Genomic DNA, 25596 nt, shown 5'->3' with positions numbered 1-25596 from the left:
GACCGGGCTACCGCCGACTGATCTCCCCGCAATCCGCCGCGCTGCCGACGCCGTACTCTCCGCCCCGGAGTGCGCCGATCAGCGTCAGCCAGCGGTGCAGCGCCGCCGTGTCGGCGCGGGCGCTGCGGTAGCCCACGTAACCGTCGGGGCGCAGGGCGAGGATGGCGCCGCCGGGACGGTCGAGGCGATGGACCGTCACATGGGGCCCCGAGGGCTCCAGGGGCGGCGCGTCCCGGCCCAGCAGTACGTGGACTCCGGGCGAGGCGACCAGGGCGTGCAGTGCCACCTCCCGGCCCTCGCAGCGCACGGTGGAATCGGGCAGGCGCTCCCCGCATCGGGGGCGGCCCCGGAGCCGTGGTTCCGCCTCGACCGACAGCGGGCTGTGCCGGTAGTTCACCCGCGGGGGAGAGGGGCGGCGCACACGTGGCGCCAGGAAGCGCAGGCCCGGCATGAGCAGAGGGAGCCCCCGCAGCAGAGGCGCCAGCGTGCCGCGCAGTAGCACCGCGACGAGGGAGGTGGACGCCTCCGCGCGGAAGGCCAGGTCCGTCACGGCGATCTGATGCCGCGCCACGGGCTGCCGCTCGCTCTCGTAGGACTCCAGCAGTGGGCCCCTCACCTGCGTACCGGCGTCGTAGGCCAGCTTCCAGCCGAGATTGAGCGCGTCCTGGATGCCGGTGTTCATGCCCTGGCCCAGCGCGGGGGACTGGGCGTGCGCGGCGTCCCCGGCCAGGAAGACCCGCCCCTGCCGGAAGCGCGCCGCCACACGGTGCTGTACGCGGACGGCCTCCGACCAGGCCACGTGCCGCACCGTCACCGCCAACCCGGCCTGTCGCAGCAGCAGTTGGAGCTGCCGCGCCGCGACCGGCGGGCCCCGGTGACCGAACCACGGGGGGACCATCTCGGCCCGGCGCGTGGCCAGCACCCGCCACCCCGCCCGCTCCCCGTAAGGGAAGGCGAAGGCGATGCCGCGGCGCGCCACGGCGACGTGCGGGGAGGAGGAGGGCAGGCCGCCGAGTTCGGCATCGGCGAGCACGACCTCCTCGGGGTACATCCCGTCGTGCCATCCGATTCCCGAGCGCACGCGCACCGTGCTGTGCCGCCCGTCGCAGCCGGCGAGAAAGCCGCACCGCGCCTGCTGCACTCCCGTACGCGAGCGGAGCAGCGCCTGCACGCCATCGTGTGTCTGGGACAGCTCCACCAGTTCGGTGTTGCGCTCGATGCGCACGCCGCGCTCCTCAAGCGCCGTCCCGAGCACGGCCTCCACGTCCGCCTGGTGCAGCAGTACGGGGGCAGGTAAGGAGGCGCCCGGAACGGCGAGGGCGGCGAGGCGCAGCGGGACCATGTGTGAGCCGGTGTGCAGGTGTATCGCGGGTACGGTGTGCGCGCGCGACAGCAACTGCCGGGTGACCTGGAGCGGGCGCAGCGCCTCGAGCGTGCCCGGATGCATGAGCAGCGCGTGTGAGGGGCGGGTGGCTTGCGCCCGGCGCTCGATGACCCGTACGCGGGCGCCGTGCGCGTGTGCCTGGAGTGCCAGGGCCAAGCCCGTCGGGCCCGCGCCTGCCACCAGGACGTCCGGTGTCACGAGGACTCCGTACCCACGGGGCGCCACCAACTGGAGGCCTCGGTGGCGGGGTCGGCGTCCGGGCCGGTGCGCTCGCCGTGCAGCAGCGGGGTGCGGTGTTCCGCGGGCAGCACGCGGAAGTGGATCGAGCCGGGCACCGAGACCAGGGCGAGCACCCGCCACAGCGAGCGGGCGTAGTGCTCGGCGCGAGCGGCACCGTCCCACTCGTACAGCCCCCGGTAGCGGCCCTGCTCGTCGGCGGCCATCCACAGCTTCGAGACGAACCCCGGAAAACCCACGAACAGCGGGGTGTTGAGCAGGCTCTCGCGGCGGAAGAGGGCGTGTCCCGCGCCCCGTACGCCGCGCAGCCGGAAGGCGACCACCAGAACGCACGGGTCGCGCACCGCCAGGTCCCGTACGACGGTCTCCCGGTAGACCCGCGCCGAGGTGCCGTCAGCGAACCGCAGCCGGACGCCCACGCGGTCCCGGGGCAGAAGGATCCGGTGCCGGGTGAGCAGCAGTGCTGTGCGGGCGATGCACCGGCACAACGACAACAGCGCGGCCCCGTATGCCAGCGGGCGCTCCTCGTTCATGGCTCCCCCCTTGGTGCTGCGGCGTCGATGGCAATGCGCTGAGCCTCCACCGGCTTCGCCCGCCGCCCTGGACCGGAGCGGGCCGGGCTCACCGATCCTGGGGCCGCGTCAGGTTGCTCGCTATCTGCTCCGCCCAGCCGTCGATCTCCTTCCAGTCGCGGTGGTCGCCGTACCTGCCGCGCAGGGCCTTGAAGACCAGGTGCCCGAAGAAGGAGGTCTGGTCGCGGTAGAAGGCGCCCGCGAACTGGTGGTGCTGCACGGGATGGACCGAGCGCAGGAATTCCGGGATCTGGCGTGGCTCGGTGGCCAGCCGGCCGAACCGGTCGGCGACGATGCGGCTCAGCCCCACGCTGAAGAGCCATACCGGGTGCTGGGCCAGGGCCTGGCTGCTGCGGCGTACGAAGTCGGCTGCCTGCGGCATCCATGCGCCGTTGTGCACCGCGCTGCCCAGCACGAAGGCGTGGTACCCCGCCGGGTCCAACTCCACGGTCAGCGGGCGGGTCTCCACGATCAGCCCGCTGTCGATGAGGCGCGTGGAGATGCGTTCGGCGACCCCGCGTGTGGAGCCGTGCTCGCTGGCGAATCCGACCAGTACCTCCATGCCATCCCCTCCAGGCTGTGGTCCGGGCAGGCGAGAGGAGCCCGCGGCCCCCTATCCAGCGAACCCCAGAATCAATGCGCTCTTTATCCGCAGCAAGTAGGGAAAACCGCCAACTCCGAATGCTGGACGGGCGGGGTGGCCGTGGGGGCGGCACCCGGTGTTCTCGCGCGCACCCCTGGAATTCCGTATTGCCCCAGGGCTTTCTCGGGCGCCACTTTTTCTGGTCCTGTGGCGGTACCGACTGTCCAGTACGCGTGCGTCATTGCGGCGGGCGCCCTGCTGCCCCGGCAGCAGGGCGGTCCGGCGATCGTCCCTGCGGTGAATCACCTCCGGGCGGCCGTCACTCTTGGGCCGCGATGTGGGAGGCAAGGTCGAGGAGGCGGTTGGCGTAGCCCCATTCGTTGTCGTACCAGCCGAAGACCTTCACCAACTCGCCGTGCGTCATGGTCAGTTCCGGGTCGAAGACGCAGGACGCGGGGTCGCCGATGACGTCCCGCGAGACGATCGGCGCCTCCGAGACCCGCAGTACGCCGCGCAGAGGCCCCGCGGCGGCCTCGGCGAAGGCCGCGTTGACGCGCGCGGCGTCCGCCTCCTCGCGCAGCATCACCGTGAGGTCGGTGAGCGAGCCGTCCTCCACCGGCACCCGCAGCGCGAGCCCGTCGAGGGCCGCGTCGAGCTCGGGCACCACCACTCCCACGGCGCGTGCGGCCCCCGTGCTGGTGGGAATGATGCTTAGCGCTGCGGAGCGGCCCCGGCGCAGGTCCTTGTGCGGGCCGTCCAGCAGGGCTTGGCCGTTGGTGTAGCCGTGCACGGTCGTCATCAGGCCCTTGCTGATGCCGAAGCGCCGGTGCAGCACGCTGACCATGGGGACCACGCAGTTGGTGGTGCAGGAGGCGGCGGAGACGACGTGATGGGTCCGAGGGTCGTAGAGGCTCTCGTTGACGCCCATCACCACGGTGGCGTCGACGCCCTTCCCCGGCGCGGAGACGATGACCTTGCGCGCCCCGCCGGCCAGGTGCACGGCGGCTGCCTCCCGTTCGCGGAAGCGTCCGGTCGACTCGATGACGAGGTCGGCGTCATGGCGGCCCCAGCGGACGGCCGCCGGGTCCCGCTCCGCGCTCACCGGCACGGAGACACCGTCGATGACCAGGGCTTCGCCAGTGTGCGCGACCTGCCGGCGCAGGCGACCGAACGTCGAGTCGAACTCCAGCAGATGGGCCAGGGTCGCCGGCGGTGCGATGTCGTTGACGGCCACCACCCGCACCTCGGGGGCGCCTTGTGAAGTGCGCTCCAGCGCGGCGCGGAGCACGCTGCGGCCCACCCGCCCGAATCCGTTGATCCCCACCCGTACGACCATGCGCCGGCCTCCTTGTGCCCTGTGTCGCGCTCGTGCCCTGTGTCGCGGTCTGGAGGAGGCGGGCGGTACGGCAAGGCGGCACCCGCGAGCACCCCGGAACCGAGAATGCGGCGGCCTGCGCGGCGCTTCCAGGGCCGAGCGGCCCTCGGGCCGGACCGTCAGGCCCAGGGAGCGCGGGGCACTCCCGGCCTCGCCCTGCGCCCGCGCCCTTCGGCAACCGGGGCGCCCGGGCGGCCCGCCGCCCGGCCGGCGTACGCCGTACGCCGGAAAGGGCCGGTCGGCCTCCCAGCTTGCCCCGCAGGACTCTTTGGCGGCAGCGGCGCCGCGCCAAGGCTGGGACATCTGAGCACACGCCGTGGGGGACGGCGATGGCAGAGGCCCAGCCTTCATCCGTGGAGAGGGGAAGCAGGAGCATGAACATCACCACCATCAAGGTCGCCGTCACGACGGCCAACCGCGACGGTGCCAGCACCGACGGCAATGTCATGATCGGCATCTGTGGGCGCGAGTTCCACCTCGACACCACCGCGGACGACTTCCGCCAAGGGCAGTCGCAGACCTTCGTGCTGGGCGACGGTTCGAACAACCTCAACCCTCCGGGCAACGACCCGCGCAAGCCGCAGCTCGACACCGGGGAACTGGGCAACTTCCCCGTCTACGTGCACTTCAGCCCGGTGGACGCGAAGGACAACTGGTGCCTGGAGGACATCTCCATCACCGTCAACCCCGGCGCACAGCAGATCAAGTACGGCAACACCCCGGTCATCGGCGGTGACAAGTACCTGTGGATGGCGATGGACGGCGGGCGGACGCTGTATCTGAAGAAGCAGTAGCAGCCCGGGGCGGGGAGCCGCGCTGCTCCCCGCCGCTTCTCGTGCCCTTGGCGGCCGCCACGGGATCGCCCATGCTCTTCGCTTCCGGTCGAGCTCGTGCAGCCGGAGCGCTGTCGCCAAGGGGCTGCCCCGCGCGGAGCCGGTGAAGCCCTCGAAGTGTCCCAACCGAAGGAGTCGTTGAGATGAGTGGACTCGAACGGCGTCAGGGGTGGTACCCCCTGCTCCCTGAACTGATCGACTGGATGGAGGCCGGTGTACCGGGGCGCCGGACGCCCGGCATGCACGACATCCGGGTCGAGGAGCAGATCACCGAGGACGGTTATGTCCTGCGGGCCGAACTGCCCGGCATGGACCCGGAGAAGGACATCCACATCAGCACCTCGGGCGAGGTCCTGGTCATCCGCGCCGAGCGCGAGGAGCGCACCGAGCACAAGGGGCACTCGGAATTCCGGTACGGCTCCTTCGCACGGTCCATGCGGCTGCCCGAGGGCGCGCGCGGCGATGAGGCCACCGCGAGCTACGCCAACGGCGTGCTGGAGGTCACCGTGCCGCTGGCCGAGGCCAAGCCCGAGTCGCGCTCCATCCCGGTGCAGCGCGGCTGATACAGCGTCGACCTCGATCTGCACGGCGAAGCCTTGCACTTGGCCGTGGACGAGCCGGTCGTCCTGCTTCACGGACTGGGACGGACTGGGGTGCGACTGGCGCCAGTGGTCCCGTCAGATCGGCTGGCTCGTCCACTGCAGACGCACGGTCGTTCCCGACGTCCGGGGTGGCTGCGGCAAGACCCGCTGGAACAGGCCGGCTTGGACGACGGCGGACATCGCGGCTGACGTCCAAGCGGTGATGACCGCTCTCGGACTGCGCCGTGTGGCGGTGGTCGGCATCAGCATGGGCGGCACCGTGGCCCTGCGGTACGCGCTCGCCCCTCCCCAGGCCAGCCCCAGGCCAGGTGGAATCGGCCTTCGAGGCGACGGCCGGCTGGGCGGGCCGGAAGGAGTACGTGACCCCAGGCGACGGCCACCATCACGGGCTGAACGGGCCCTCGCCCGACGGGCTTGGCCCACGCGACGGCAGCGTGGACGGGGGCGACACCACCACTGCGGTCTTGCCGCGCAGCTAGCCCAGGTCGGTGGCCGCGCCCTGGGCCGAAGCCCCTCGATACCGGGCTACCGGGCGACCGCGCCCGCCCGTCCGGGGAGGCGCCCGCTCAGTACGGCTGAGCTGACCTGGTGTCGCCGAACTCGGCGTCGAGTTCGCGCCCGATGCCGCGGGCCCACTTCTGGATGCGCTCCCGGTCTCGGAAGTCTCCGCCGCGCCCGGCGGCCACGATGCGCCGGGCCAGCCACCCCTGTGCCGTGTCGTCCAGCTTGCCGCCGAAGACGAGGTGTTCCCGTGCGTCCACGCGCATGAGGGCGCGCTTGGCCTCGGGCACGGGCGGCAGTTCGCGTTCCTCGGCGGAACTGTCCAGCGGTCCGCTGCTGAACAACCACACCGGGCGGCGGGCGAGTTGCTTCTTGTACCGGCGTGCGAAGCGCCGCGCGTCACGGTGCCAGTGCCCCGAGTAGAGCGCCCCGCCCACCACCACGGCGTCGTAGCTCTCCGGTGAGGGCCTCTCGGCGGCGGACCGCACCTGAACGGCGCATCCTTCCGCCTTGAGCGCGTCAGCGATCCATTCGGCGATCTGCGCTGTGGAACCGTTCGTGCTGCCGTACGCGACAAGTACCTGCGGAGGCATGCGATCACCCGGCCCGTGTCGAGGAAACACTGTCGAGGAAGCGGTGTCGAGGGAACGACTGACCTTGCAGCCCGAGTGTCATCCCCGGGTGCGGCTTACGGGAGGGGCCGCATGGTCCCGCCGCTCGGGCAAGCCCTGCTGTCGCCGTGATCGTGCGGCGAACCGTCGTGCGGCGAACCGTCGTACGGCGGCCGTCCCGGGCGTCAGGGCCGAGTCCGCGGCCGGCACCGGCCGACGGCCGCATCCCTTCCCCGGCGGGCCGTCGGCCGCGCTCCCCTCCTGGCCGAAGTGTGGCCGACCGAGGGCATCACAGGTGTAGGCCGACCGGTCCCCTCGCAGAGGGACATGGCCCCTGGTGTGACGCGGTGGACGCGGCCGAGGGTGCAAGGGACAGGACACTCGCAGAGACCGGGGGCCGCCATGTCCTCCACCTCGTCGGTCACGCCGGATCACGCGGCCACCTATCTGGTGCGTTCCGCCCTCACGGCACCCTCGCTGCACAACAGCCAGCCCTGGCGGTTCGTGTACCGGGACCGGACGCTGGAGCTGTACGCCGAGGACGCCCGCCGCCCGCGCCGGGCCGACCCCGACGGGCGCGAGACGCTCATCGGCTGTGGGGCCGCGCTGTTCAACGTGCGGCTGGCCATGCGGCACCTGGGCTTCGTGCCCGTGGTGCGGACGTACCCGGAATCCGCGAGCCCGGAGCTGATCGCCCGCATCGGATGGGGCGCCTACGCCCCTCCCAGCGCCGAGACCGACCGGATGTACCGGGCCATGCTGGTGCGGCACACCTACCGCGGTCTCTTCCACCACCGCCGGGTGCCGTCCGTGCTCGCGGAGGAACTGTGCGGCCAGGCTCAGCAGGAGGGCAGCGACCTGTTCGCCCCCTGCGGCTATGTGGAACGGCGCCGCCTGGCTGACTTGATCCGAGCGGCTGAGGAGCAGCAGCGGGCCGACGCCGGCCTGTCAGCAGAGCTGGACGACTGGACCGCGCTGCGGGGGAGGCCACGGCTGGACGGCGTTCCGGCTTCGGCGATCGTGGCGTCGCCGGACGCGGGAATCTTCCCGGGGCGCGACTTCGCCGGCCTGGCCCGGCGCGGGGGCCCGCATCCTGTGGCGGGGTGGCGCGAGCCGCGGACGCCGGGCCTCGTGGCGGTGCTGAACACCCAACGCGACGGCTGCCGTGCGTGGTTGCGCTCCGGGCAGGCGCTGCAACGCGTGCTGCTGTACGCGTCCGCCCGGGGAATCAGCGCCGCCTTCCACACCCAGCCCCTGGAAGTGCCGTACCTGCGGCAGCAGGTGCGCGAGCTGGTCACAGCGGGCCGCTACCCGCAGATGATCCTGCACCTGGGCTACGCCGGGCGGCTGCCGCCGGTGCCGCGGCGCCCGGTGGCCGAGGTGCTGTCGCAGGGGTGCCGGAGCGGGCTGTGCGGGTGAGCCGCGGGGCATCCGTGCTCAAGGCCCAGTCGAAGAGCACGTTCCAGAAGGTGGTGATGATGCAGCCGGCACAGGGTGCCGTAGTGGTGGGCATCGACGGGTCGGTTCCTTCAGCTGCCGCGTTGCGCTGGGCGCTGGGTCAGGCACGGCTGCTGCGCACCGCGGTGCTGGCCGTGCACGCCTGGCTGCCCTCCACCGTGCTGAGGGCCCCCTACGCCCCGGCCTCCGAGGAAATGACGGAGGCCGAGGAGCGGGCACGCGCGCAAGAGGTTCTGCGCGGGGCCGTGGGCGACGCCCTCATGGGCGGACCGCGTGTCCGTGTGCGTACCGCGCTGGAGCGGGGCGCCGCGGCAGCACTCGCGCAGGGTCGGAGCGGGGCTCGTTCCGTACGTCTGCTTCCGTGAGCCCGCCGGGGTTGTCACAGGGCCCGGACCGTTCCATGGAGGGGTCGTTCGGCCCCTTAGCCCGCGGCCCGCCAGAAGGTGATGCTCGGGAGTGAAGGCTGCGGAAGCCGCTTGACGAGGGGAGCCTGCCATGACGGCGGAGACCATCCACAAGAGGGCACCGTCACCGGTCATTCCGTACCTGGGCGACTACGAGCGCGAGCGCGCGGGCTTCACCTGGAAGCAGGCGCGCGAGCGGCTGGCCGGGCTCCCGGGCGGCGGTCTGAACATCGCCTACGAGGCGGTGGACCGCCATCTGGCAGTGGGACGGGGCGAGCGTACGGCGCTGCGCTGTGTGCGTGCGGACGGCACGGTGGAGGCGGTGACCTATGGCGAACTGGCCCGGCGCACCAACCGGTTCGCCAACGTGCTGCGCGCCCTCGGGGTGGGACGCGGCGAGCGGGTGTTCACCCTGCTGGGCCGCTGTCCGGAGCTTTTCACCACGGTGCTGGGCACGTTGAAGAACGGCAGCGTGCTGTGCCCCCTCTTCTCCGCCTTCGGCCCCGACCCCGTACAGCAGCGGCTGCGCCTGGGCAACGCCCGGGTGCTGGTGACCACCCAGCAGCACTACCTGCGCAAGGTCGCCCCGGCCCGTGAGCTGCTGCCCGAGCTGGAACACGTCCTGCTGGTGGGCCCCACCACAGCAGAGGTGCCCGGCACCCTGCGCTTCGACGGCCAACTCGCGTCGTCCTCCGAGGACTTCACCACCGTAGCCACCGCCCCCGCCGACATGGCCCTGCTGCACTTCACCAGCGGCACCACGGGCAGCCCCAAGGGCGCGGTGCACGTCCACGAGGCCGTGGTGGCCCACCACATCAGCGCGGCCTACGCGCTCGACCTGCACCCCGAGGACGTGTACTGGTGCACGGCCGACCCCGGCTGGGTGACGGGCATGTCGTACGGGATCATCGCGCCGCTCACGCACGGGGTGACGGCGGTCGTGGACGAGGGCGAGTTCGATGTCCGGCGCTGGTACCGGACGCTGGCACAGGAGCGGGTGTCGGTCTGGTACACCGCGCCCACCGCGATCCGCATGCTGATGCGCGCCACGCCCAGGGAGGGGCCGTACGGGCTGCCGCGCTCCCACGATCTCTCGGCGCTGCGCTTCATCGCCTCGGTCGGCGAGCCGCTCAACCCCGAGGCCGTGCTGTGGGGGAGCGAGGTGCTGGGGCTGCCCGTCCACGACACCTGGTGGCAGACCGAGACCGGCAGCATCATGATCGCGAACTTCGCGGCGTGCGACATACGCGCCGGCTCCATGGGGCGCCCGCTGCCCGGCATCGAGGCCGCCGTGCTGGCCCGCGGCGTCGACGGCAGGGCCTGGTGCGAGGGCGGACACGTACGGATGCTGCACGAGCCGGACGCGGAGGGGGAGTTGGCCCTGCGGCCCGGCTGGCCCTCGATGTTCCGCGGCTACCTGCACGACAAGGCGCGCTATGCCGCCTCCTTCGCCGGGGGCTGGTACCTGACCGGCGATGTGGTGCGCAGGGACGCCGACGGCTACTTCTGGTTCGTCGGCCGCGCGGACGACGTCATCAAGTCCGCAGGGCACCTCATCAGCCCCTTCGAGGTGGAGAGCGCGCTGCTGGAGCACCCGCGGGTGGCCGAGGCCGGCGTCATCGGGCGCCCGCACAGCACGGCGGGCACGATCGTGAAGGCCTTCGTGTCCCTGACCCCGGGCACCGAGCCCAGCGAGGAGCTGTGCTCCGAACTCCTCGCCTTCGCCCGGCGCAAGCTGGGGCCCGCCGTGGCGCCCCGCGAGATCGCGTTCGAGCAGAACCTGCCCAAGACGCGCAGCGGCAAGGTCATGCGCCGTCTGCTGCGCGCCCGCGAACTGGGCCTGCCCGAGGGAGACACCTCCACGCTGGAGAACCCGTCATGACCGCAGCACGCAAAACCCCGAAGACGCCACGCGGCGGCACCGCAGCGAAGAAGCCCGCACGCCGCGACGGCGCCCGGGCCAAGCACCAGCGCGACCTGCTCTCGGCGATGCTGCTCATCCGCCGCTTCGAAGAGCGCTGCGTGGAGCTCTACAGCGCCGCGCGCATCCGCGGCTTCGTCCACCTGGGCATCGGCGAGGAGGCCGTCGCCGTCGGCGCCACCCGCGTGCTGGAGCCCGCCGACCCGGTGGTCTCCACCTACCGCGAACACGGGCATGCGCTGGCCCGCGGTGTGCCCGCCGAGGCGGTCATGGCCGAGATGTACGGCAAGGTCACCGGGTGCAGCCGCGGACGCGGCGGCTCCATGCACCTCTTCGACGTCGCCCGCGGCTTCTACGGCGGCAACGCCATCGTCGGCGGCGGCCTGCCGCTGGCCGCCGGCCTGGCCCTGGCCGAACGGGTGCGCGGCGGGCCCGGGTTGGTGTGCTGCTTCTTCGGCGACGGCGCCGTGGCCGAGGGGGAGTTCCACGAGACGGCGAACCTGGCCGCGCTGTGGAGCCTGCCGCTGCTGCTGGTGTGCGAGAACAACCTGTACGCCATGGGCACCCCGCTGGCCACCGAGCACGCGCAGACCGACCTGGCCATGCGCGCCGCCTCGTACGGCATGCCCGCCTGGGCGGTGGACGGCATGGACGTCCTGGCCGTGGAACAGGCCGCACAGCGCGCCGCCGACGGCATCCGCGCCGGGCACGGCCCGCACTTCCTGGAGATGCGCACGTACCGCTACCGCGCGCACTCCATGTACGACCCGGACCGCTACCGCGACAAGGACGAGATCCAGCGCTGGCGCGAGCGCGACCCCATCGACGCCCTGGCCGGGCTGATGCGCGCCGAGAAGACCCTGGACGACGCCGGATTCGCGGAGCTGGAGCGCGAGGTGGCCGAAGAGGTGGCCCGTGCGGAGAAGTCCGCTGAGGCCGCACCTGCCGAATCCCCGGACGAGCTGCTGCGATTCGTGCACACCGCGCCGGACGATGCGGAGCCCCACACCACGCCGGTACGAGGGGAGGCGCGGCCATGACCTCAGCGGGGACCACCGAGGCGACCACGGCCACCGGAGCGGCCAAGACCACCCCGTCCGCGAAGGTCACCTACCGAGAGGCCGTACGCGAGGCGCTGCGCGAGGCCCTGCGCGCCGATCCGCGCGTCTTCCTCATGGGGGAGGACGTGGGCACGTACGGCGGCGCCTTCGGCGTCAGCCTCGGGCTGGTGGAGGAGTTCGGGCCCGAGCGCGTTCGCGACACCCCGCTCTCCGAATCGGCCTTCGTCGGCGCGGGCATCGGCGCCGCGCTGGCCGGACTGCGGCCCGTCGTGGAGATCATGACGGTCAACTTCAGCCTGCTGGCCCTCGACCAGATCCTCAACAACGCGGCGACGCTGCGGCACATGTCCGGCGGCCAGTTCTCGGTCCCGGTGGTCATCCGGATGACCACGGGCGCCGGGCGGCAGCTCGCCGCCCAGCACTCGCACAGCCTGGAGGGCTGGTACGCGCACATCCCCGGCATCCGCGTGCTGGCGCCCGCGACCCTGGAGGACGCGCGCGGCATGCTCGCCCCCGCGCTGGACGACCCCGACCCAGTGATCATCTTCGAGCATGGTTCGCTCTACAACACCTCCGGCGAACCGCCCGCGCCCACCGCCCCCGCGGACCTCACCTCGGCGGCCGTACGCAGGGAAGGCGAGGACATCTGCCTCATCACCTACGGAGGCTCGCTGCCCAAGACGCTGGAGGCGGCCCAACTCCTCGCAGCGGACGGCATTTCCGCCCACGTCATCGATCTGCGCACGCTGCGACCCCTGGACGACGCGACCGTGATGGCGGCGGTCGCCCGCACCCACCGCGCCGTGATCATCGACGAGGGCTGGCGCACCGGCAGCCTCGCGGCGGAGCTGTCCGCGCGCATCACCGAGCAGGCCTTCTACGAACTCGACGCGGCCGTGGAGCGCGTGTGCAGCGCCGAGGTGCCCATCCCCTACGCGCGGCAGATGGAAGAGGCCGCCCTGCCGCAGCCGCAGGACATCGTGCGCGCGGCCCGCAAGGCGGTGGGGCGCGATGGCTGAGTTCCGCATGCCCTCGCTGGGCGCCGACATGGAGGAGGGCACCCTCACCCAGTGGCTGGTCAAGAGCGGGGACACGGTCACCAAGGGCGAGGTGGTCGCCGTCATCGAGACCGCCAAGGCCGACATCGAGGTGGAGTGCTTCGAGAGCGGCACCGTGACACGGCTGCTGGCCGAACCGGGCACGGTGCTGCCGGTCGGCGCACCGCTGGCGGAGATCACGCCGGCGGCCTCGGCCACGACGTCAGCTCCCGCGCAGCAGGCCGCCGCACCCGCTCCCGCGCCACAGGCACCCGAACCCTCAACACCCCTACCGCAGACGGGGGCCGAGCCCGCTCCCGTACCCGTCCCTGCGGCGCAGGCCGCCGCCGTCTCCACGCCCGGGCCGCAGACAGGGGCCGAGCCCGCATCCGTACACGCGGCGCAGGCCGCGGCACCCTCAACACCCGCCACGCAGAGGAGCGGTGAGCCCGATCCCGCCCCGCAGCCCGCAGCGCCGCGCGCCGCCGCACCGGCGGGGGCGGAGGCGACGCGGCGATCGGCAGGCCCCCTGGTGCGGCATCTGGCGCAGGAGCGGCACCTGGACCTCACCGCCGTCCACGGCACCGGCCGCGGCGGGCGCGTCACGCGGGCCGACGTGGAGCGGGCGGCAACAGCCCCGCCGTGTAGGCGAGTACGGGCCACACCCCTGGCGCGGCGCCTCGCCGCGGAGTCGGGCGTGGACCTCGCCGCCGTGCGCGGCACGGGGGAGGGCGGCGCCGTACGCGCAGCGGACGTGCGGGCCGCGGCGGCGATCGCGCCCCCGGCGCCGGACGGCCACGCCCCCACGCCGCGGGCGACGAACCCGCGACCGGAGCGCGCCGACCGCCACCAGGCCATGCGCCAGGCCACGGCCCAGCTCATGAGCCGGTCCAAGCGCGAGATCCCGCACTACTACCTCGCCCGCACCGTCGACATGACCCGCGCCATGGCATGGATGCGCGAGCACAACCGCAGCGCACCCGTGGCCCGACGCCTCGTCCCGGCCGCGCTGTTGCTCAAGGCCGCCGCGCTCGCCGCCCGCCGCGTACCGGAGCTGAACGGCTTCTGGGAACAGGACCGCTTCCACCCCGCAACCGAGGTCCACCTGGGCACGGCCGTCTCGCTGCGCGGCGGCGGCCTGGTCGCCCCGGCCCTGCGCGACGCCGACACCCTGGCCCTGCCCGAGCTGATGACCCGGCTGAAGGACCTGACGGCCCGCGCCCGCACCGGGCGGCTGCGCGCCTCGGAGACCGGCGTCGCCACCGTGACCGTGACGAGCATGGGCGACCTGGAGGCCGACGCCGTCTACGGCGTGATCCACCCGCCGCAGGTGGCCCTGGTCGGCTTCGGCACCGTACGGGAGCGCCCCGCCGCCGTGGACGGGCTGCTGGGCGTGCGCCCCACCGTCACGGTCACCCTCGCCGCCGACCACCGCGCCAGCGACGGCGCGACCGGCGCCCGCTACCTGGCCGCCGTACAACGGCTGTTGCAGCACCCGGAGGAGCTATGACCACCACCCTGACCACCGATGAGGCCGTACGCCTCGTCCAGCAGGAACTCCTGCGCATCGCCCCCGACGCCGACCTGGCCTCGCTGCCCGCCGACGCTCCCTTCCGGCAGGTGCTGGAACTCGACTCGCTCGACTTCCTCAGCCTCGTCGAGGCGCTGGCCGACCGTGCCGGCATCCGCATCGACGAGGAGGACTACGACCAGCTGGAGACCCTGGAGGGCAGCGCCGCATACCTCGTACGCCGCGCCTCCCACCCCGACACCGTGCGGTAGGAGCCGAACGGCCCCTGCCCCGCCGCCCGCGAGCTGCCGACTCTGAAAGCACGAGGAGGCGGGCCGCGCGGCGGACCCGTGGGGAGGTGCCGCGCATGCACCAGCACATCGTCGCCGGATTCAGCGGCTACCAGGCGAGCCTGGGAGCCGCCCACTGGGCGGCCAGGGAAGCGGAGTCGGCGCGCCTGCCGCTGCGCCTCGTGTACGCGCTGGAAGGGCTGCCGCCCGGGACCGAGGACAAGCTGGGCCTGGAGCGGCGACGCTGTCTGACCCAGTACGGTCTGCGCCACACCGCCGGTGAACTCTCCAGCCGGCACCCGCGCTTGGAGGTGGAGGCCCTCCATGCCTGGCAGCCCCGGCTTCCCGCGCTGCTGGAGGCGACACGGCACGCCGACTGCCTGGTGATCGGCAACATGGCTCCCAGCACCCTCGGAGGATTCCTCACCGGCTCCCTCACGCTGCTCACGGCGGCGCACGCCGAGGGGCCCGTCGTCCTCGTACGGCCCGGCTGGGAGACGACCGCCGCCGCGCACACGGCGGATGCGCGGCCCGTCGTGCTCGGCCTGGACCCGGCACACCACCAGGACCCGGCCATCGCCTTCGCCTTCGAGGCCGCGCTCCGCCACCACAGCACGCTGCGCGTGGTCCACGCCTGGTGGCTGCCCGTCGCGCACGCCCTCGCCCCCATATCCCCCGCCACCTGGGAGGAGGACGAGGCGGCAGCCTATGCAGCGGTACGCGCGGTCCTGCGCCCGTGGCGGGAGAAGTACCCCCAGATACGGGTGAAGCTGGACCTGCGCCACGGAGACCCCCGCCCCACCCTGTGCGTGAACGCCGCCCGCGCCTCCCTGACCGTCGTCGGCCGCGGCCCGCACACCACCCCCAGGCCTCATCTCGGCCCCGTCACCCATACGTTGATCCGCCGGGCGACGTCTCCGGTGGCAGTGGTGCCGCATGGTTGATCCGCTGCTGGCTTGTGTCAGTCCGTTCTTCCGGTTTCCTCGCCAGTACACCTTCACGTAGGTACCCCCGACAGCAGCCGTCGGGGGTCTGGTCATCCTGATGCCGACCTCATGCTGACTTTCGTGGCGGGGCGTCATTTGAGGTAGTCGGTGCCCCGGCAAGAGCGCGTCCTGGTGTCGCCAGTCCTGGTTGCACGTGCCTGGGGTGTTCTTGTGCCGTACGGCGGCCGTGGTCGAGCTGGGAGGCTGCGCTGCGAACTCGGAGCAGAAGCGCCCGAGCTGGTGCTGGGAGGGTTTCCCTCGGCCTCGTTCCGCTGGCGATCGAGGGTGCTCAGTGGCCTGCTTGCGTGTCGTGGGGTGACAGGCCGAGCAGGGGGAGCCACACCGTGTCCACGATCTCGACGATCTTCTCGTCCGGCACCGCGCCCGTGGTCGTCAGCATGTCGTGGTGTACCAGGTCGAAGGGCAGGTTCACCACGCGTTCGGGGCGCGGTGCATCCGTGAGCTCGCCTCGCTCGACGGCGCGTTGGACGAGCGTCGCGAAGGGGGGCTGCTGGTCCGTGGGGTGGAGGCGGCTGCGCAGGTCGTTGAAGTTGGTGCCGGTCTCGCGGAAGTAGTCGGCGAGCTGGATGCGCAGGAGTATCACCGTGCGGGCCCGCTCGGCGTTGACCGTGCGGAGGAAGGTGAGGGCGTCTTGGCGCAGGCTGCCGGTGTCGGGGATGTCGAGTGGACGCCAGCGTCGGGCGAGTGTGGCGATGAGGAGGTCCTCGCGTTGTGGCCAGCGCCGGTAGAGCACCGGTTTGCTGGTTCCGGCGCGCGCTGCGATGGCTTCGTAGGTGAAGCCGTTGTAGCCCTGCTCGACGAGGACTTCCCAGGCGGCATCGGTGATCGCGTCCTCCAGGGCTGCGCCCCTGCGCCGCGTGGGAGTGCCTTCTGTGCGCCGCTCACTCACCGCTGCTCCCGCATGTCCGTTCTCATGGCATCTCGCCGTGCACTTAGATCCGCTTGCGTATCTTAACTTGCGGCCGTACGCTCGGGGCAATAAGAAACGACTCCGTATCTTAGTGGGGTCGTGGACCAAGCAAGGGAAGCCCGCATGCCCATGATCAACGCCGCGCTCGTGGAGTCATTCGACGAGCCGCCGCACTTCCGCTCCGTCCCCGCCCCCGAGGCTGCCCCCGGCCAGGAAGTGGTCGACGTCCTCGCCGTCGGTGTGCACCGTGCCACCAAGGGAATCGCCGCGGGCAAGCACTACACCAGCCCCAAGACGCTGCCCGCCCTGGCCGGCGCCGACGCCGTGGTCCGCCGGGCCGACGGCAGCCTCGCCTTCGTCATGCCGATGGGCGCGGGCTCTCTGGCCGAGCGCATCGCCATCGACCCGGCCACCGCCATCCCCGTCCCGGACGGAACCGATCCCGCACTCCTGGTCGCCACCATGAACCCGGCCCTGTCCTCGTGGACAGTGCTGCGCACGCGCGTCCCGTTCCAGGCCGGGCAGTCGGTCCTGGTGCACGGCGCCACCGGCAACGCCGGCTCGACGGCCGTCAAGGTCGCCAAGCACCTCGGCGCCGAGCGCGTGGTCGCCGCAGGACGCAATCGCGCCCGCCTCGACGAACTCACCGCCGCAGGCGCGGACGACATCGTCCAGCTCACCCCCGACCAGGACGCCACCGCGGCCGCGCTCGCCGAGGCCGCCGCGGAGGTCGACGTGGTCCTCGACTATGTATGGGGGCCGCCCACCGAACTCGCCATGCGCGCCGTCCTCGAAGTACGTACCCAGCACACCCGCCTGCTCGACTGGGTACAGGTCGGCGGCATGGGCGGAGACTCCATCACGCTGTCCGGACACGCCATGCGCTCCAACGCATTCCGCGTCCTGGGCAGTGGCTTCGGAGCGGTCCCCATGGACGTCCTGCAGCGGGAGTTCGCCGAACTCGTCGCCGCGATCGCCGCGGGCGGCATGGCCGTGCGCCCGCACCCGTTCCCGCTCGACCGGGTCGAGGCGGCCTGGGCCCACGAGGATGCACCCGGCGAGCGCACCGTCATCCTCCTCTGACACGCCCGCCGTCGGCTGACCGCGCGCATGACGGACTGCTGCCGCCTTCTGGAAGCGTGCGAACGCCTTCTTCGCCGACCACGGCATCACCGTCGATCGCGTCCTCACGGACAATGGCTCCTGCTGCCGATCCCGGCCGTTCTCCCAGCCCCTGAGCGCCGCTGGCATCGTCCACAAACGCACGCGCCCTTATTGCCCGCAGACGAACGGCGAGGCCGAGCGTCTGCATCGCACTCTGCTCGACGAGTGGGCGTACGTGCGCCCGTACTCGCAACACCGAGCGCACCGAGTCCCTCGGCGCTGCGGCGGCCGGGGGTGGTCGTCGTAGCGCCGTCGGTCGGAGGGATGGCGGAGGGTCAGGGGCGGCCCACTGTGAAGGTGGGGCGGCCGGGTGGCAGGGGCACGGTGTTCTGGCGCAGGTATGTGTCCAGGTACGGCGAGCGCTCGCCCGCTGTGGGGGTGTCGTCTGACGGGTCGTCCAGGGACAGCGCCAGGCGTGCGTCCTTGACCCGGATCGTCTCGCCCGACGGTGTGTCGTTCCACGAACCGGTCTGGATGGAGCCCGTCTCCACGACCAGCCTGTGGCCGGCGGCCAAGGTCCAGTCGGTGGACTTGAGATCGATGCTCAGCCGGCCCGAACGCACCAGGGAGACCTGCTCGTCGAACATGACGGCGCTCCCGTCCGGGGCGCGGTCGTACAGCTTGAGCATGATGTTGCCCTTGCCCTTGGCGTTCAGGGTGATCCGTGGGGTGCCGGTGATGCGTACGTCCCGCTTGAGTGGGCGTGACCAGGTGAAGTAGCTGGAGGTGACCTCACCGGCCTGCTGCTTCTTGACCGTTCCCTTGGCGAGGTTCTCCGGGATCTGCGCGGTCGCGGGCGCCTTCTCCATGTCCCCCTCGCCGGAGGAACGGTCGGGTTTCGCCGGCGTACCGGACAGGCCCGCGGCCCTACGGGCGGAGGTGCCGCCGTCGTCCACGTAACTGCCGCCGCCGAGCGGCAGGTTGGCGGAGTGTTCCGGGGCCGGCCAGGTCTTCTGACCGCGCCAGGCGCCGGTGGAGTCCTCCACGGCGTATGCCGGATACCGCGCCGAGGGCTTCTTGCCCTTGAGGTAGCGGTCGTAGAAGGAGAGCGTCTCCTCGTACCAGCCCTCGCGGCCCATGGCCAGGCGCCCGTCCGGGGTGCGGTCGCCGCCGCGTACGTGGTCCCACTGGCCCACCCAGCCCCGTTCGACACCCTTGTGGTTGCCGAGGTACTCCGTCATCTCCTCGGGCTTGGTGTTGGGCTCGATGAAGCCCTGGGTGATGAACAGAGGGGTGTCGCTGCCCTTCGCCGCCTTGGCGAGGTCGCGTGAAGTCCAGTGCGGATCGTTCCGGTCGGATATGCGGTATCCGGCGGAGTTCTCCGTGAGGCACTGCGGATGGCCGTCCTCGTAGCGGGCGTTGGCCCGGTAGTGGGCGTCGTCGTCCGCCAACGGGTCCATCGTGGCGATGGAGTTGTACGCGTTGGCGGTGCCGGTCACGTTCGGCCGCGGCACGCCGTTGGAGTAGATGTAGGGGTACATGTCCCACAGGGGTTCCTGCGAGACGACGGCCTTGAGGGCCTTCTGGTCCAGGTTGTTGCCGATCAGGCCGGTGACCCCGTCGTAGGACTTGCCGTACATGCCCACCGCTCCGGTCGACCAGGGCCGGCTCGCCGACCAGTCGACCGCGGCCTTGACGTCGGCCTGTTCGCCGGGGCCGCCCCAGTCCAGGCAGCCGGTGGAGCCGCCGAAGCCGCGCAGGTCCACCATGACGAAGGCGTAGCCCCGCTTGAAGAGGTCGGTGCCCTCGATGAAGTCCTGGAAGCGGTTCGAGGGGCCGGTGTGCGTCCAGCCCTCGGGGCCGCTCTGCCCGCTGTGCGAGAAGTACGGGCCGACGGAGAGGATCACGGGCACCTTCTTGCCCTTGGGCATCCCCTCGGGCCGCAGGACGTCGGCGTGCAGCTCGGTGCCGGAGCCGTCGGAGGAGGGGAAGTAGTGCTGGGTCCATTCCGCGCCCTTGGGGACGCGGTCGTTCTCCTCGTGGGTGACGGGGCCGGACGTCGGGGCGGCCGGCCCCGTCGCGGTGCGCGCGGAGGCGGTTTGCGCCGAGGTGGTCTGCGCTGAGGCGGCGGGAGCCGCGAGTGCGCCGGTCAGCGCCAGGGTGGTGATCAGTGCGGCGACGGCCCGTACGGCCGTCTTGGGTCTCTTCACATGCTCCTCCCGGGGCGGTGGGTGCGGGATGGTGCAGGTGGTACCGGTCGGGCAGCGGCCGTCGCCGTGCCGGGCGCCGCGATGGGGAACGGCCCCACGCACAACGGCTATTCGCTCGTGCGTACGGCCGGAGCCGACGGCGAGTGAGCCTAGGATCGGCCGCAATGGACGTCAATGTGGCGCAGTGGGCTACGAGTTGCCGATGTGCGGAGTTCGGGGGCCAGGTCGTTTCTGTGGGCCCTTGCTGAGGTCGGTGGAGCAGCCCTGCGGCTGGGCGGGCGCGGGGCGGCGGGTTCGCCGGCAGCCTGAACCACTACCGCGGCTGCCAGCGCTACGGCGCCGACGACCTGGCCCGCCGCATGCACCGGCTCCTGCCGGCGCCGAACCACTCGACGCCGTTCTCCGCGCGGCGCGCTGCGGGAAGCGCAATCTCCTTCTGAGCGCGGTCACGACGGTCGGCTTGACGGGACGTCAGGGCATACGCAGGGAGGCGGATAATCGCCGATTCTCCGTGCGACTTCGGGTGGATGCGAACGCGACCAGAGGGTGACGCGCTGGACAGGTGCCGGTCTCAAGAATGTTCGCATGACCCAGACCATTTCGGGACTGTACATGTCCCCTCTGGAAATCCTCTTGGTGCTGGGCGCCGTCGTGTTGGTGGTCGCGCGCTGGATTCCTCCCGTCGCCCGCCCGCCGGTCACCATTGCCTCGGCATTAGCGGTCGTGGTGTCCGGGGTCGCGCTGGGCGTGGTCGGGCTGCGCTGGCAGGTGGCGCTCGTGCTCGTGGCGGCGGCCCTCGCATTCCCTTTCGCGGTCTCGCCCGTGCTGCGCGCGCGTACCGGAAAGCCGGCGAGGAGGGCCCGATGGTGGCTCGCGTTGCCGGGTTCTGTGGCATGCCTCGGGTTGGTCGCGGCAGGCCCGGTGTCGGCCTGGGCCTTCCCCGTACCGGAATTTCCGAAGCCCTCGGGGGAATTCCCGGTCGGCACCCGCGTCATGGAATGGACTGATCCGGAACGAGCAGAGCCCGCGACCGCCGCGGCCGATGACCGGCGTACGGTTGTGGCCCAGCTCTGGTATCCCGCCCAAAAAGCGGCCCACGGCGCACAATCGGCGCGGTACCTGGGGCGTACGGAGCGCGAGGCGCGCATCGTCTCCGATGCCTTTGCCGACTCTGTGGGCGTTCCCGGATTTCTGCTCGACGGCGTCGCATCCGCCCGTACGCGCTCGGTTTCCGGTGCGGCGGTGGCCGAGGGGAACGGGCGATTCCCCATTGTGCTGTTCTCTCCTGGGTTGGGTGGGGTGCGTACCCAGAACACGGCCTGGGCTGAGGAATTGGCCAGTCACGGGTACGTCGTCGTAGCCCTCGACCATCCCTACGACTCCGCCGCCGTCACGCTGGCCGACGGCCGGACCGTCCACAAGAAGATCGAGGCCACGGGCGACCGGGCCACGGACGACAGGCGGGCTGCTGGATGGGCTGCGGTGCGGGCCGCCGACCTGCGCTTCGTGCTCACTCAACTCACCCGCGTGGACCGGGGCCAGGGCGCGGGCCCCCTGGCCGGACGGCTCGATGCCGGCCGGGTCGCGGTGACCGGCCATTCCATCGGCGGCGCCGCGGCCTTGCTGGCAGCGCGCCAGGACCGGCGGTTCGACGCCGTCATCAACGTGGACGGCTTTCCGCGCGACCCCGCGCCCCGTCCGTTCCACCAGCCGGTGCTCGCGCTCACCCAGGACGTCACGAAGGACATCGACCCCGACTACCTTCCCCGCCTCGCGAAGACCCTCGCCTTCAGCACCGCGACGACCTACCGGCTCTCGGTCCCCGGCGCGGTACACCTCACCTTCACCGACGCCCCGCTGTACCTGCCGCCGGTGCCCGCACTCGTCGGGTCCCTTGACCGTACGGAGGGCCCGCGTGTCACCGCGGCTGCCAGTCTTGCGTTCTTGGATTCCACGGTGCGGCAGAAGCGTGGCGATCTCGGGGCGGCCTTGTCGCGGTACGGCGACCTGAGCGTCCGCGCCCGCCATCCCCGCTGATCAGCAGCTCGTTCATGCCGCGAGGGTGCGGTCTCCGCGTACGGGCGGTCCTGGGGTTTCCCGAGTCCTGGTATTCGTGGCGCCATCAATTGCCGGCCGTCGCCGGGGCCGGTCACCGGGCGGTGGCCGTCGACGTACGGGGTTACGGCCGCTCCTCCAAGCCGGACGGGCCGGACGCGTACCGGATCGGCGAGCTGGCGGCCGACAGCCACGCCGTCGTCCGGGCGCTGGGCGAGGAGTCGGCCGTGATCGTCGGACACGACTGGGGCTCGCCCATCGCCACGGCCTCGGCGCTCTCGTACCCGGACACCTTCCGCGCCGTGGGCCTGCTGAGCGTGCCGTACGCGCCGCCCGCCGACGTCAGACTCACCGAAGCCCTGGCCCCGTTGGCCCAGGGCGGCGAGTTCTACCTGGACTACTTCCAGCGGCCGGGGCGGGCCGAGGCCGAGATCGAACCCGATGTACGCGGCTGGCTGGCCGGTTTCTACGCGGCCCTGGCCGCCGAGGGGATGGGGGATCCCGACCGCCCGGACCCGTTCACGATCCCGCCGGGCGCCCGGATGCGCGACCGCTCTCCCACCGGACCGCTGCCCGGCTGGCTGTCGGATACCGAACTCGACTGGTACGCGGCCGATTTCGAGCGCACCGGACTGACCGGAGGGCTCAACCGCTACCGGGCCATGAACCACGACGGCGACGACCTGCGCGCCTACCACGGCGCCCCGCTGGTCCAGCCCTCCCTGTTCATCGGCGGGAGCCTGGACGGGCCGACCCGGTGGCTGGGCGAGGCGATCACCGCGTTCCCGACGACGATGCCCGCGCTGTTCGCCTCGCACGTCCTCGACGGCTGCGGCCACTGGGTGCAGCAGGAGCGCCCGAAGGAGACCAACGCGCTTCTCCTGGACTGGCTGGCGTCGCTGCCCTCGTGAGGGAGGCACGTCCAGGTGGGCCGACCTCCGCCGTACCTCGCCGCGGTAGAACGTGTCGTGGGCGCTGGTCGGCGTTGCTGGAGAGGAACTGCTGGATGAGGTAGCCGTAGGCGCCATGCAGTTCGACTCCGTCGAAGCCCGCGTCCAGGGCGGGTTCGGCGGCGTCGGCGAACGCCCAGCAGCGCGGGGTCGACGTCGACGTCGACGTCGAGCGCCCCGGCCGCGCGCAGCTCGGCGAGCCTGCGCCGGGCGGTGGTCCGCGACCTGCCGGTCGCCTTCGCCAGGTCACGGAAGTCGGCCCGCAGGCGCGCGTAGCGGTGCGCCACCGTCTGGTCCGACCGGCCCATCGCGCCCTACACCACCCGCGAACCGGACACCACCCACGAACCGGTCAAACACCCTGTGGCCGGGCAATATAGATGTCCCATAAGGCGCGCCCCCGAGGATCCCCACCGGGTCCAGCAGTTCTCTCGGGTTCTCAGGGGAAGCACACACATGACGCAGCAGCGCACCTCCACCACGCCGGTCCTCGTCGATCTGGACGGCGCGGCGAGCCTCGACAAGTGGCTGGCCGGGAACCCCGACTGGGTCGGCTCCCTGGTGGAGCACGGGGCGGTGATCTTCCGGAACGCCGGGGTCGGCACGGTCGAGGAGTTCGACGAGGCGGTCTCCCTCCTCGTCGACCCCAGCACGCAGTTCGGGGAGGAGTCCTCGCCGCGCACCGCGCTGAGCGGGAAGGCGTTCACCTCGACCGAGTACCCGGCGGCGTTCCCGATCCAGTTCCACAACGAGTTCTCCTACCGGCGCCACATGCCCGACTGCCTGGTCTTCGCCTGCCTGGAGGCGCCCGCCTCGGGCGGCAGCACGCCCATCGCCGACGGCCGAGCCATGCTGCAAGCCCTGCCGGACGAGGTCGTGGCCCGCTTCGAGGGCGGCGTGCGCTACGCGCGCAACTTCTGCGGCCTGGGCGTCTCCTGGCCCGACGCGTTCGGTACGGAGTCCCGTACGGACGTCGACGCGTACTGCGCGGCCAACGGTGTCGAGGCCCGCTGGAGCGAGCTGGGCCTGCACACCACCCAGGACGCGCCCGCCATTCGCACCCACCCGGTGTCGGGGGAGCGCACCTGGTGCAACAGCGTGCTCAACCTCAACGTGCGCGGCACCGAGCCCAAGGAGGTGCACGAGGCGCTGCTCGCCACCGACCCGGGGATGCGGCCCAACGACACCTTCTACGCGGACGGTTCCGAGGTCGGCCCCGAGACCATCGAGGCGCTGCGCGGCGCGTACGAGCAGGTCGCCTACCGGCACCCGTGGAGCCGCGGCGACGTGATGATCATCGACAACGCGCTGATGTCGCACGCCAGGGACCCGTTCACCGGCTCCCGCCGCGTCGTCGTCGGCATGGGCGCGCGCAAGAGCTGACGCGAGAGCCGACGCGAGAGCCGGCTCCGACGGGACCCGAGCTTCGGGCCCCGAGCTCCGAACCCCGGGCCCCGGGCCGTGCCGCACCGCGAGTGCCGCACGGCCCTCCGCCGCGCGGGCACGGCCCCGAACCCACCCCACCTTGAAGGGACTTGCATCCATGGTTGACCAGAACGCCTGGGCCCCGCTGGAGATCACTCCGGGGGACGCGGGGGTACCGGCCTCATTCGACGGGCTGGTCGGCTACCTGGACCGCCTTGACGGTCTGGGCGAACTCCTGACCCGCGAGAAGGCCCTGGTCTTCCGGGGCTTCGGGCTGGACAAGGAGCAGCTCGACCCGGTCCTTGACCGGCTCCTGCCGCACCGGCTGGCCTATGTGAACGGCAACTCGCCGCGTACGAAGGTCGGTTCCAACGTCTACACCTCGACCGAATACCCGGCCGAGTTCGTCATCTCGATGCACAACGAGCTCTCGTACGCGTCGAGCTGGCCCACCCGGCTCGCCTTCTACTGCCAGGTCGCGGCCGAGACCGGCGGCGCCACCCCGGTCGTGGACGCCGCGCTGTGGCTGGAGTCGCTCGACGACGAGGTCCGCGAGGCCTACCGGGACGGCGTCCGCTATGCGCAGAACCTGCACGGCGGCAAGGGCCTCGGCAAGAGCTGGCAGGACACCTTCGAGACCGAGGACCGCGACGAGGTGGACGCCTACCTCAAGGAGGCCGGCTCGGAGTGGAGCTGGCTGCGGGACGGGACGCTGCGCGTCAGCACGGTGCGCCCGGCCACCCTCACGCACCCGGTGACCGGTGCCGAGGTGTGGTTCAACCAGTCCGACCAGTGGCACCCCGCCGCGCTCGGCGACGAGACCGCCAAGGCGCTGGCGCAGATCATGCCGCCCGAGGAGCTGCCCCAGTCGGTGACCTTCGCCGACGGCACGCCGATCCCGGACGCGTACGTGATCCAGGTGCGCGACCGCGGCCTGGAGAACGCCGTGGACGTCGACTGGCGCGAGGGCGACGTGCTGCTGATCGACAACATCCTCGTCGCGCACGGCCGCCGCTCCTTCACCGGGAGCCGCCGCGTCCTGGTCGCCATGACGGGCTGAGCACGGTCGCCACGACCGGCTGAGCGCGCGTACGCCGTGATCCGCCGCCGTGAGCGCCGCCGTGATCCGCACGCCGTCGTACGTACGCCGCATATAGGTCATATATGGCGCGGGTCCGCAGACTGACCGCGTACGGGGCCGGCGCGCCCCCGGGCGGGCCCGCGCCCACCCACGTACCCGCCAACGCATCCCCGTTGGCCGAACCGAACTCATCAGGAGAGCGCAGTGAGCGAGCAGCAGAGCACCGAGACCTTCCGCGTCGTCCTCAACGACGAGGAGCAGTACTCGATCTGGTGGGCCGACCGCGACCTGCCCGCGGGCTGGCGCGAGGAGGGCACCTCCGGCAGCCGCGAGGACTGCCTCGCCCACATCGACCAGGTGTGGACCGACATGCGCCCCGCGAGTCTGCGGCGCCGCATGGACGCGCAGGCCACGGCCTGACCTGACCCCACCCCTCCATCCCGCGACCAGCCACCCACCCGCGACCAGTCATCAA

At 72.0% G+C, this 25596-nt stretch carries 23 protein-coding genes and 3 pseudogenes; 18 read left to right on the top strand and 8 right to left on the bottom strand.

Annotation, left to right across the window (positions count from 1 at the left end):
* Positions 1–7: 7 nt before the first annotated feature.
* From ABEE00_RS21740 to gap, 4 genes are all read right to left on the bottom strand, one after another.
* Positions 8–1582 (bottom strand): FAD-dependent monooxygenase, encoded by a 1575-nt coding sequence (locus ABEE00_RS21740; RefSeq protein ID WP_345747276.1) that lies wholly within the window; start codon positions 1580–1582, stop codon positions 8–10.
* Positions 1579–2154, bottom strand: coding sequence for a hypothetical protein (locus tag ABEE00_RS21735; RefSeq protein ID WP_345747275.1), 576 nt, complete (start codon positions 2152–2154; stop codon positions 1579–1581). The genes ABEE00_RS21740 and ABEE00_RS21735 overlap by 4 nt, the downstream gene beginning before the upstream one ends.
* A gap of 88 nt (positions 2155–2242) precedes the next feature.
* A complete protein-coding gene (locus ABEE00_RS21730; RefSeq protein ID WP_345747274.1) occupies positions 2243–2755 on the bottom strand; it encodes a flavodoxin domain-containing protein in 513 nt (170 codons plus the stop codon).
* A 340-nt stretch (positions 2756–3095) separates the two neighbouring features.
* Positions 3096–4112: a type I glyceraldehyde-3-phosphate dehydrogenase gene (gene gap / locus ABEE00_RS21725; protein ID WP_345747273.1), complete on the bottom strand. Its 1017-nt coding sequence runs from the start codon at positions 4110–4112 to the stop codon at positions 3096–3098.
* 413 nt (positions 4113–4525) lie between these two features.
* Between gap and ABEE00_RS21720 the strand changes: the two genes are divergently transcribed.
* From ABEE00_RS21720 to ABEE00_RS21710, 3 genes and pseudogenes are all read left to right on the top strand, one after another.
* The gene (locus ABEE00_RS21720) at positions 4526–4945 is read left to right on the top strand and encodes a PLAT/LH2 domain-containing protein (RefSeq protein ID WP_345747272.1); all 420 of its coding nucleotides are present in this window, start codon (positions 4526–4528) and stop codon (positions 4943–4945) included.
* A 182-nt stretch (positions 4946–5127) separates the two neighbouring features.
* Entirely contained in the window at positions 5128–5547 is a 420-nt protein-coding gene (locus ABEE00_RS21715; RefSeq protein WP_345747271.1) for an Hsp20/alpha crystallin family protein, read from the top strand.
* Positions 5447–6127 (top strand): annotated as a pseudogene (locus ABEE00_RS21710) (alpha/beta fold hydrolase); the annotation flags it as partial. The gene ABEE00_RS21715 and the pseudogene ABEE00_RS21710, both read left to right, overlap by 101 nt.
* A 25-nt stretch (positions 6128–6152) precedes the next feature.
* Here ABEE00_RS21710 and ABEE00_RS21705 read toward each other — a convergent pair.
* A complete protein-coding gene (locus ABEE00_RS21705; RefSeq protein ID WP_345747270.1) occupies positions 6153–6680 on the bottom strand; it encodes a flavodoxin domain-containing protein in 528 nt (175 codons plus the stop codon).
* 420 nt (positions 6681–7100) lie between these two features.
* On the opposite strand from ABEE00_RS21705, the gene ABEE00_RS21700 reads away from it, so the two are divergent.
* The 8 genes from ABEE00_RS21700 to ABEE00_RS21665 all read left to right on the top strand — a co-directional run bounded on the left by ABEE00_RS21700 (position 7101) and on the right by ABEE00_RS21665 (position 15323).
* On the top strand, positions 7101–8117 hold the full coding sequence (locus tag ABEE00_RS21700) for an Acg family FMN-binding oxidoreductase (protein WP_345747269.1): 1017 nt from the start codon (positions 7101–7103) through the stop codon (positions 8115–8117).
* Positions 8114–8521 (top strand): universal stress protein, encoded by a 408-nt coding sequence (locus tag ABEE00_RS21695; protein ID WP_345747268.1) that lies wholly within the window; start codon positions 8114–8116, stop codon positions 8519–8521. Before ABEE00_RS21700 ends, ABEE00_RS21695 begins: the two co-directional genes overlap by 4 nt.
* Before the next feature lie 130 nt (positions 8522–8651).
* Positions 8652–10442: an acetate--CoA ligase gene (gene acsA / locus ABEE00_RS21690; protein ID WP_345747267.1), complete on the top strand. Its 1791-nt coding sequence runs from the start codon at positions 8652–8654 to the stop codon at positions 10440–10442.
* Positions 10439–11521, top strand: a complete 1083-nt coding sequence (gene pdhA / locus ABEE00_RS21685; protein WP_345747266.1) for a pyruvate dehydrogenase (acetyl-transferring) E1 component subunit alpha — start codon at positions 10439–10441, stop codon at positions 11519–11521. The genes acsA and pdhA overlap by 4 nt, the downstream gene beginning before the upstream one ends.
* On the top strand, positions 11518–12561 hold the full coding sequence (locus ABEE00_RS21680; RefSeq protein WP_345747265.1) for an alpha-ketoacid dehydrogenase subunit beta: 1044 nt from the start codon (positions 11518–11520) through the stop codon (positions 12559–12561). The genes pdhA and ABEE00_RS21680 overlap by 4 nt, the downstream gene beginning before the upstream one ends.
* Positions 12554–14089, top strand: a complete 1536-nt coding sequence (locus ABEE00_RS21675; protein ID WP_345747264.1) for a 2-oxo acid dehydrogenase subunit E2 — start codon at positions 12554–12556, stop codon at positions 14087–14089. The genes ABEE00_RS21680 and ABEE00_RS21675 overlap by 8 nt, the downstream gene beginning before the upstream one ends.
* On the top strand, positions 14086–14361 hold the full coding sequence (locus ABEE00_RS21670; RefSeq protein WP_345747263.1) for an acyl carrier protein: 276 nt from the start codon (positions 14086–14088) through the stop codon (positions 14359–14361). Before ABEE00_RS21675 ends, ABEE00_RS21670 begins: the two co-directional genes overlap by 4 nt.
* A 95-nt stretch (positions 14362–14456) precedes the next feature.
* Entirely contained in the window at positions 14457–15323 is an 867-nt protein-coding gene (locus ABEE00_RS21665) for a universal stress protein (RefSeq protein WP_345747262.1), read from the top strand.
* Positions 15324–15654: 331 nt separating this feature from the next.
* Here ABEE00_RS21665 and ABEE00_RS21660 read toward each other — a convergent pair whose 3' ends face one another.
* A complete protein-coding gene (locus tag ABEE00_RS21660; protein WP_345747261.1) occupies positions 15655–16275 on the bottom strand; it encodes a TetR/AcrR family transcriptional regulator in 621 nt (206 codons plus the stop codon).
* A 144-nt stretch (positions 16276–16419) separates the two neighbouring features.
* On the opposite strand from ABEE00_RS21660, the gene ABEE00_RS21655 reads away from it, so the two are divergent.
* Together ABEE00_RS21655 and ABEE00_RS21650 are read left to right on the top strand one after the other, a co-directional pair.
* On the top strand, positions 16420–17379 hold the full coding sequence (locus ABEE00_RS21655; protein ID WP_345747260.1) for a quinone oxidoreductase family protein: 960 nt from the start codon (positions 16420–16422) through the stop codon (positions 17377–17379).
* A 34-nt stretch (positions 17380–17413) separates the two neighbouring features.
* Positions 17414–17707 (top strand): annotated as a pseudogene (locus ABEE00_RS21650) (integrase core domain-containing protein); the annotation flags it as partial.
* Between the two features lie 28 nt (positions 17708–17735).
* Here the strand turns inward: ABEE00_RS21650 and ABEE00_RS21645 are convergent.
* Complete coding sequence (locus ABEE00_RS21645) at positions 17736–19610, bottom strand: CocE/NonD family hydrolase (RefSeq protein WP_345747259.1); 1875 nt, start codon at positions 19608–19610, stop codon at positions 17736–17738.
* Positions 19611–20195: 585 nt separating this feature from the next.
* On the opposite strand from ABEE00_RS21645, the gene ABEE00_RS21640 reads away from it, so the two are divergent.
* Both ABEE00_RS21640 and ABEE00_RS21635 read left to right on the top strand, forming a co-directional pair.
* Positions 20196–21647, top strand: coding sequence for an alpha/beta hydrolase family protein (locus ABEE00_RS21640; RefSeq protein WP_345747258.1), 1452 nt, complete (start codon positions 20196–20198; stop codon positions 21645–21647).
* Positions 21648–21661: 14 nt separating this feature from the next.
* The gene (locus ABEE00_RS21635; RefSeq protein ID WP_345747257.1) at positions 21662–22576 is read left to right on the top strand and encodes an alpha/beta fold hydrolase; all 915 of its coding nucleotides are present in this window, start codon (positions 21662–21664) and stop codon (positions 22574–22576) included.
* Between the two features lie 61 nt (positions 22577–22637).
* Here ABEE00_RS21635 and ABEE00_RS21630 read toward each other — a convergent pair.
* Positions 22638–22745: pseudogene (locus ABEE00_RS21630) on the bottom strand (oxidoreductase); the annotation flags it as partial.
* A gap of 326 nt (positions 22746–23071) precedes the next feature.
* Here ABEE00_RS21630 and ABEE00_RS21625 point away from each other — a divergent pair.
* The 3 genes from ABEE00_RS21625 to ABEE00_RS21615 all read left to right on the top strand — a co-directional run bounded on the left by ABEE00_RS21625 (position 23072) and on the right by ABEE00_RS21615 (position 25541).
* Positions 23072–23998: a TauD/TfdA family dioxygenase gene (locus ABEE00_RS21625; protein WP_345747256.1), complete on the top strand. Its 927-nt coding sequence runs from the start codon at positions 23072–23074 to the stop codon at positions 23996–23998.
* A gap of 160 nt (positions 23999–24158) precedes the next feature.
* Entirely contained in the window at positions 24159–25100 is a 942-nt protein-coding gene (locus tag ABEE00_RS21620) for a TauD/TfdA family dioxygenase (RefSeq protein ID WP_345747255.1), read from the top strand.
* A 225-nt stretch (positions 25101–25325) separates the two neighbouring features.
* Positions 25326–25541, top strand: coding sequence for an MbtH family protein (locus ABEE00_RS21615; protein WP_345747254.1), 216 nt, complete (start codon positions 25326–25328; stop codon positions 25539–25541).
* Positions 25542–25596: the final 55 nt, after the last annotated feature.

The organism is Streptomyces odontomachicola (genome assembly GCF_039605595.1).
Taxonomy (GTDB): Bacteria; Actinomycetota; Actinomycetes; order Streptomycetales; family Streptomycetaceae; genus Streptomyces.
This window is presented reverse-complemented; position numbering and strand designations above follow the sequence as displayed.